1 protein-coding gene is annotated in these 862 nt (G+C 43.7%); it reads left to right on the forward strand.

What is annotated here, in order from left to right; translation table 11 throughout:
* Positions 1–59: 59 nt before the first annotated feature.
* On the forward strand, positions 60–862 hold an 803-nt coding region (locus HMPREF2613_RS04885; RefSeq protein ID WP_222563124.1), incomplete at its 3' end, for a DUF859 family phage minor structural protein.

Here is an 862-nt window from a genome sequence, read left to right on the forward strand (position 1 = left end):
GAGGAACAGTATCATCTTAATCCAGATATGAATGTGATTAGATATGTAGGAGGTGCATGATGGCTGAATTTTGGTCAAATAATGATAGGAGCTATTATCTCAGACTGTGGGTAGACCAGGTTTCTCAAAATATATCTGACAATAGCAGTCAAGTGAGGGTAAGACTTGCTCTGACAAACGGTGCTCATACATTCTCAGATTATGACTGTACTGCCTCTGTAACTGTCGATGGTCAGACTTTGAGCTGGTCAGGTCGCCCATCAATGCTGAGTCAAAATAGCTCAATTATGCTGATTGATAGAACAGTAACAATCAGACATGAGAATGATGGTAAAAAAACGTTTAGCTTATCCGCTACATTCAGTGGAGGTGGTGGATGGTCGCCTGGAACATTAACGCTCAGCAGTAACTCATTCACTTTGACTACTATCCCACGCTCAAGCTCTGTTAGGGTAGGTGCTGGTGTCATTGGTAGTACAATCACTATCAACATCAACCGTCAAAATCCGAGCTTCAAGCACACGGTTCGCTATTCCTGGGCTGGCAAGTCAGGAACGATTGCAAGCAATGTAGACACATCCACTAGCTGGACAATCCCTATTGACTTTGCCAACGATATCCCAAACTCTGCTAGTGGAACAGGGGTTATCTACGTAGATACCTATTCAGGTTCTACTAAGACAGGCACACAGTCAACCACATTCACGGCAAGCGTGCCAGCTAATATCAAGCCTGATTTCACAGGGATTTCATTGTCAGACTTGAATGGTTCTGCTCAGAACCTTATCCCTAAAGCTGATACGTTCATTCAGGTCATCTCTAACATCAAGGTAGGGTTTAATGGTGCAGTTGGTTCCTACGG

The sequence above is a fragment of the Streptococcus sp. HMSC070B10 genome, assembly GCF_001808665.1.
In the GTDB taxonomy this organism is placed as follows: Bacteria; Bacillota; Bacilli; order Lactobacillales; family Streptococcaceae; genus Streptococcus.